5 protein-coding genes are annotated in these 6633 nt (G+C 56.3%); 2 read left to right on the top strand and 3 right to left on the bottom strand.

Going from position 1 to position 6633, the window contains the following annotated elements; translation table 11 throughout:
- The 3 genes from ACYVHB_RS28470 to ACYVHB_RS28460 form a co-directional block, all read right to left on the bottom strand.
- Positions 1 to 2362, bottom strand: a 2362-nt coding sequence (locus tag ACYVHB_RS28470) for an SdrD B-like domain-containing protein (RefSeq protein WP_461055292.1), incomplete at its 3' end; no start/stop codon positions are given.
- A 280-nt stretch (positions 2363 to 2642) separates the two neighbouring features.
- Entirely contained in the window at positions 2643 to 4784 is a 2142-nt protein-coding gene (locus ACYVHB_RS28465; protein WP_461055291.1) for a TonB-dependent receptor plug domain-containing protein, read from the bottom strand.
- Positions 4781 to 5005, bottom strand: a complete 225-nt coding sequence (locus ACYVHB_RS28460; protein ID WP_461055290.1) for a hypothetical protein — start codon at positions 5003 to 5005, stop codon at positions 4781 to 4783. The genes ACYVHB_RS28465 and ACYVHB_RS28460 overlap by 4 nt, the downstream gene beginning before the upstream one ends.
- Positions 5006 to 5106: 101 nt before the next feature.
- Here ACYVHB_RS28460 and ACYVHB_RS28455 point away from each other — a divergent pair, with 101 nt between their 5' ends.
- Together ACYVHB_RS28455 and ACYVHB_RS28450 are read left to right on the top strand one after the other, a co-directional pair.
- A complete protein-coding gene (locus ACYVHB_RS28455; protein WP_461055295.1) occupies positions 5107 to 6015 on the top strand; it encodes a DMT family transporter in 909 nt (302 codons plus the stop codon).
- A gap of 128 nt (positions 6016 to 6143) precedes the next feature.
- Entirely contained in the window at positions 6144 to 6632 is a 489-nt protein-coding gene (locus ACYVHB_RS28450) for an acyl-CoA carboxylase biotin carboxyl carrier protein subunit (RefSeq protein WP_461055289.1), read from the top strand.
- Position 6633 lies beyond the last annotated feature (1 nt).

Below are 6633 nucleotides of genomic sequence, written 5' to 3'. Positions count from 1 at the left end.
AAGGGTTCACCGTGAAGGAGCCGATACTGGCCACCGAAAGCAGCCCACCCGGATTGAGTGTGTAGGAGGTGCCCCCCGTAGCCGTCAGGCTGGCGACGGTACCGTTACAGATCGTAGCACTGCTCAGGGTAGCGGTGACTGAGGGGTTGACCGTGACGGTGCCCGTGGCCGTACCCGAACAACCGTTGGCATCGGTCACACTCACCACATAATCCGTGGTGAGCGAAGGGTTCACCGTGAAGGAGCCGATACTGGCCATCGAAAGCAACCCACCCGGATTGAGTGTGTAGGAGGTGCCCCCCGTAGCCGTCAGGCTGGCGACAGTGCCGTTACAGATCGTAGCTGAGGAGAGCGTAGCGGTGACTGAGGGGTTGACCGTGACGGTGCCCGTGGCCGTACCCGAACAACCGTTGGCATCGGTCACACTCACCACATAATCCGTGGTGAGCGAAGGGTTCACCGTGAAGGAGCCGATACTGGCCACCGAAAGCAGCCCACCCGGATTGAGTGTGTAGGAGGTGCCCCCCGTAGCCGTCAGGCTGGCGACGGTACCGTTACAGATCGTAGCTGAGGAGAGCGTAGCGGTGACTGAGGGGTTGACCGTGACGGTGCCCGTAGCCGTGCCCGAACAACCGTTGGCATCGGTCACACTCACCACATAATCCGTGGTGAGCGAAGGGTTCACCGTGAAGGAGCCGATACTGGCCACCGAAAGCAGCCCACCCGGATTGAGTGTGTAGGAGGTGCCCCCCGTAGCCGTCAGGCTGGCGACGGTACCGTTACAGATCGTAGCTGAGGAGAGCGTAGCGGTGACTGAGGGGTTGACCGTGACGGTGCCCGTGGCCGTACCCGAACAACCGTTGGCATCGGTCACACTCACCACATAATCCGTGGTGAGCGAAGGGTTCACCGTGAAGGAGCCAATGCTGGCCACCGAAAGCAGCCCACCCGGATTGAGTGTGTAGGAGGTGCCCCCCGTAGCCGTCAGGCTGGCGATGGTGCCGTTACAGATCGTGGCGCTGCTCAAAGTAGCCGTCACCGACGGGTTGACCGTCACCGTCGTAGAGGCCGACACGGTACAGGTGCCGTACGTAGTTGAATTACACGTTACCGAATAAACGGTTGTTGCGGTGGGCGAAACAGGAATGCTTATGGTTGTAGCCCCAGTACTCCACACCAGACTGGCGCTGGTGCAACCCGTAGCGGTCAAGCTCGTGGTGGTACCCGCACAAATAGCCGGATTGGCGGGCGTAATGGCTAAGTTTGGCAGTATGCCGTCCTCAACAATAACCGGACAGCAGCCATTGGCCGGACAACTGGTGTTGGCCGTTGTGGTAAAACTGTAGCTGCCCGACTGTACAATGGTCAGGCTGTTGCCACTGGCAATTGGTGTACTACTGCCATTGCGGAACCACTGAACATTGGTGAACTCGGCCGATACACTGGCTACGTATTGATCACCAGGGCACAGCTTGATGGGAACGGATACACAAGCCCGGCTGATGTTGTTAGTCGGATTGCTTTCGGTGTCGGGGGTCGTGACGCTGGCTGTATTGTACAAAACTCCTTCCAGGTCCGCAGTGGCAATCACGCTGAAAGTTGATTGAGGAGCACCTGCCGTGAGTGTGTTCAGACTCCACCGTAAAACCGTGCTGCTCCCTTCCGTTGTTATGGTCGTCGCTGTTGGTGACGATGACCCATACGTTAAGCCGGGATCGAGGGTTGTGCTGACGACTACGCTCGTGGCAGTTCCGCTTCCTATATTATTCACCTGGATGGTGAACGTGGCCGTACCGCCTTTGGCAACGGTTGAACTGGTGGCCGAGGTCGTAATGGCCAGATCGGGATTACCCGCAGCAAAACCGATACCGTACGTGCTGGGCGAATTACCACTTGCATCCGTCGTTAAGAAGACGACCGCGTTGTTGCCTATCAACTGGGCATTATTACCGGGTGTAGCAGTTACGGGTCTGGTCAGGTTGAAGCCCGCCGGAAAGTCAGCAGCGGCTATCCTGATCTCATATGGCGTATTCGGACGAATACCAACCGGTACATTTGCATTGGTAAACGAAAACTGACCGTTGCTGCCCGTGAGTACCAGGCCCCGCTCAATACCGCTCTGGAATAAACGAACGGGTATGTTCGCAAATCCTGGCTCACCCGTGTCCTGATTGCCGTTCCGATTATAGTCCTGGAAAACCGTGTTACCAATGATGTCCATCGGCACCCCGGCCGTGGAAATTTTCGGGGGTGAGTCAGCCCGGACAACATGGCCCGCAATCAGCAATACCGTGGTCGTTACTACTTGAACGGCAATCAGAAGCCGACGTAAATACCTGTATGAAAGAGAAAAGTGCTTCATTAGCAGAAGAAACGGTGAATGTTGAAAGCGGGAACCGTCCTGAGTGGATGTGGGTATTTACTACGATTGGCTATTCTCAAAAACGATGCCGTGCTTACGTTTTAGACTCTTATTAGTATCAATAAATAATTATGTATAAATAAATTAGTCTCTCGTTACACTAAATAGTGAAGTTGTTTTTAGAAGAATTACGGTTTTAGCTGTTATCCCAATGGTCTATCTACTTTCCCTTTCCTACTGACGGCTGGAATGAAACGGGATGATAGCAGCACCAGCCTCGTCAGTCACCAACTGGTTTAAACCGGAACCCTACGTACACCATCCGGCCGGTAATGGGCCCCCAGGCGCGACCAGCGGCATCAAAATCTGGTCCAAACGGATCGTCAGCAGCCCTGATCGGGTTCGATTGCCGAAAACCAGTTAGATTTTCTCCTCCCAGATACACCTCCCAACCGTTTTTGAACCCACGGCTCACCTGCGCGGTAAGCGTAAAAAAACCAGGGGAGTAGTCAATGGGCGCATTCTGATTCATCCGATGGACATAGCCGTCGCGCAGGTAGTGAATACGGCGGGGGCCGTTCCAGTGCAGCGTTGCGTCCACTTTCCATTTGTCGTAGGGCAGGGCATAGCCCACGTTCAACAACACGCGCTGGCGGGGCACCATCAGCCGGGGCAGCAGGACCGTATCCCCAGCGGGCAGAACGGTGCTTTGCTTCGTATCGAAAAGCCGGTAGGCGAGTTTCAGGTCAAATCGCTTCGCTAATTGCACGTTCAGTTCAGCCTGGAAGCTGGTAGCAACCGAGCGGCCGTGGTGGAACTCATCCCGCAGGTTATAAAAAAACAACAGGGAGGAGTTTTCCAGATTGGCCACCAACTGGTTCCGAAAATCAGTTCGGTAATAATCCAGCACGAGGGTTGATTTCCGGCCCAGCAGGATAAAGTCCTGCGTTACGCTCAGGCCGTAGTTCCACGCTATCTCCGGCCGTAGTTCCCCCAAATTCCAGTTGATGTAGGGTCCGGCGTTGCGGTTCTGGTGCATGAATACGGCTCGTGCGCTGGCCAAATAGCCCATGTTCTCCGCGAATGGGTTGGGCACCCGAACCCCCCGGCCCGCCGAAGCTCGCAGCATCAGGCCAGGCGTTGGGGTGTATTTGACGTGCGCACGGGGTGTTACCTGGCGACCAAACAGATTGTGGTAGTCGACCCGCCCACCCAGCACAACCACTAATTTTTCGGGGTAGGTATACGTGTACTCAGCAAAGACCCCCGGCACCGACTCTGTCCGTTTGGTCATGAGCGTGGCTAATTCCTCCCGGTAGTCGTCGAGCAGGTAGCTAAGCCCGGCCTTGTACCCGTGATTCGTATTGCCAATGCTGTTTTGATAGATCAGATTGGCATACAGTGTCCGCTGCTGCCCGCTGTAGAGCCGGAACCCGATGTGTGCGGTCTGCTCGTGCTGGAGGCCGTTCACCTGCAACCCCAGCCCCTGATGCGGTTTATTGGGATACAGAACAGCCGTTTTGGAGAAAAACTCCAGTCGTTTGGTAGCATTCCCGACCCGGTAGCGCCATTGACCAAGCCGGGATAGTTGCCCCCCATCGCGGTCTTCGTAGAGTGCCTTAACGCCCACCTGCGCCATGAACCGATCCGTGGTGTACATGTAGCGGTTGATGGCGTTAAACTGGGTGAAGCCGGGTAAATCCCGGAATCCATCGTTATTTTGGTCAAGCTCGGTACGGAGCGTGCTGGCGTGGCCCAGTAGGCCCATGCGCCACCGCTTACTCAGTGGCGCCGACCAGATTGCATTGCCTTCAGCGCGGCCGAAACGATTGACGTAGCCATTCAATACTAATTTGTCGGCGTCCCGGTCGGGTTTGTGCAGCTCAACGTTTATCTGCCCGCTGATCGACTCGTAGCCGTTCACCACCGAACCGGCCCCTTTTCCAATGTCGATGCCCGTAATCCAGGTGCCGGGAATGTAGTCCAGTCCAAACGTCGTGGCCAGTCCGCGCAGCGTGGGCATGTTCTCAACGGCAATCTGAACGTACTGTCCGCCCAGTCCCAGAAACTGAATTTGCTTCGCACCCGTCACGGCATCGCTGTACGAAACGCTTACGGAGGCATTGGTCTGGAAACTCTCCGACAGGTTGCAGCAAGCCGCTTTTGTTAGAGTGCGCTGGTTAATAAACTCGGTGTGAATGGGATTGCTCCGATCAATTGCCCCCGCGCCTGCCGATACCCTCACTTCCCGTAAGGTACGCCCGGTATCGGGGGATGGGGTAGCAACCGGCAGCGTATTCGTCGGAATTATTTTTCCGGCGCTGGTTAAATCAGACTGTGCCAGCCCCGGAGTTACAGCGACCAACCCGTCTAAGCAAAGCCCACCCAGTAGCCCGCTAATCCATAAAAAACGAAATTTCATGCGTTTGTCGATTGGTCGGGCGACCACTCCGCACCGGCACCGTTGAGCCACGGCAAATACGATACCAATTCGTGAAGTTGCTTCGAGTTATTCGATGCAGGCAGTGCGCGTGTATCCTGGTGGTGCGGCATTCCGACGGCCACGTCCGGCGTAAATAACATAAGTCCTGTTGCGCCCGGACGTGGTTGTCGGAATGCCGCACCATCAGGATACACGCGCACACCACCTGCGTTTTGCGGTATTTATGGTCCCGGTAGACCACGGCACAGATTCGTTGAGTAGCTTTGTTATCACTGACCGAACCGGCCCCATTTCGCCCAAAATGACCACCGAAGAACCCCTCGTTATCCCGCAAAAACGCCCGCTGCTGGCCTGGCTGCTGCTTTGTACGCTGGCCGTCGTGTGGGGCAGTTCATTTATTCTTATCAAGCGGAGCTTAGTCGCGTTTCCGCCGGAGCAGGTAGCGGCTGGTCGGCTGGTGTTCGCGCTGTTGTTTTTCACGCCGTTTCTGGTGCAGCAAAGTCGGCAGCCCGACGTGCGGACCGCGGTGAAGCATCGGTGGGTGGCCCTGCTGGCCAGTGGCGTCGTTGGCTTCGTGATTCCGGCCTTTCTGTTTGCCGAGGCCGGGGCGCACCTGAACAGCTCATTGGCCGGAGCCCTTAACTCGGTAAGTCCGCTGTTTACACTCATCATCGGTGCGGTGTTTTTCGGACGGGCGCTCAAAATTCGGCAGGTAGCGGGTATTCTGCTGGGGCTGGCGGGGTCGCTGCTGCTGGTGTTTTTCAGCGCCACCGGCTCCTTCCAGCTCAACGCCTACGCCCTGCTTGTGGTGTTGGCAACGGTTTGCTACGGGCTGAATACTAACCTGATCGGTCGCTACATTACGCACTTGCCCGCGCTGGTATCGACGGCCTGGATGTTCGTTTTCGCCGGATCAATCGCCGGGTTGACCCTGCTCCCAACCGATTTTCTGAGCCGGTTGGCTGACGGTCAGAATACTTGGCCACTGATGGCCCTCATCACGCTCGGCGTAGTTGGTTCGGGGCTTATGGCCATCTTTTTCAACCGGATCATGCAGCTTTCCTCGCCCCTGTTTGCGTCCTCAGTCACCTACCTGATTCCCATCGTGGCCCTGTTTTGGGGCGTACTGGACGGCGAAACGATCTACGCCGTGCAGTTCGCCGGAATGGGCATCTGTCTGCTGGGCATCTGGTTGATAAATAAGTCATGAAACTGGTTTGTAGTTTGTGGTTGGCTGACGCATGACCTGGATGCCGGTCCGCCGGTGCGGTCAGTCCCGGCGGGGAACCGCAACTACAAACTACGAACCACAAACCCTTAAACTACAAACCCAAAACCATGTACACCACAACCAACAACACAACCATCGACTTCGGCCCCGGCGGTCCCGTGCTCAACGGCGAACCCTTTGCCTGGGATCTGGTCAAACTCACCGACCGGACCTTCCACATTCTGCATCAGAACCGCTCCTACTCCGCCGAAGTGCTGGACCTGAACGCAGCGGATAAAACGGTCAGCCTGCGTATCAACGGGCACATTCATCAGGTTCAACTGAAAGACCGGTTCGATCTGCTGCTCGAAAAAATGGGCATGAGCAATGCAGCATCGATCAAAGTCAACCAGCTCAAAGCCCCCATGCCCGGCCTGATCGTGGGTATCAACGTAGCGGTTGGCGACCTGGTCAGCAAGGGCGACAGCCTGTTGATTCTGGAAGCGATGAAAATGGAAAACAACCTGAAAGCCCCCGGCGACGGCACCGTCAAAGCCATCCGCGCTACCAAAGGCGACCGCGTTGAAAAAGGGCAGGTACTGGTAGAATTTGCGTAGG

It is taken from the genome of Spirosoma arcticum, assembly GCF_054779955.1.
This window is presented reverse-complemented; position numbering and strand designations above follow the sequence as displayed.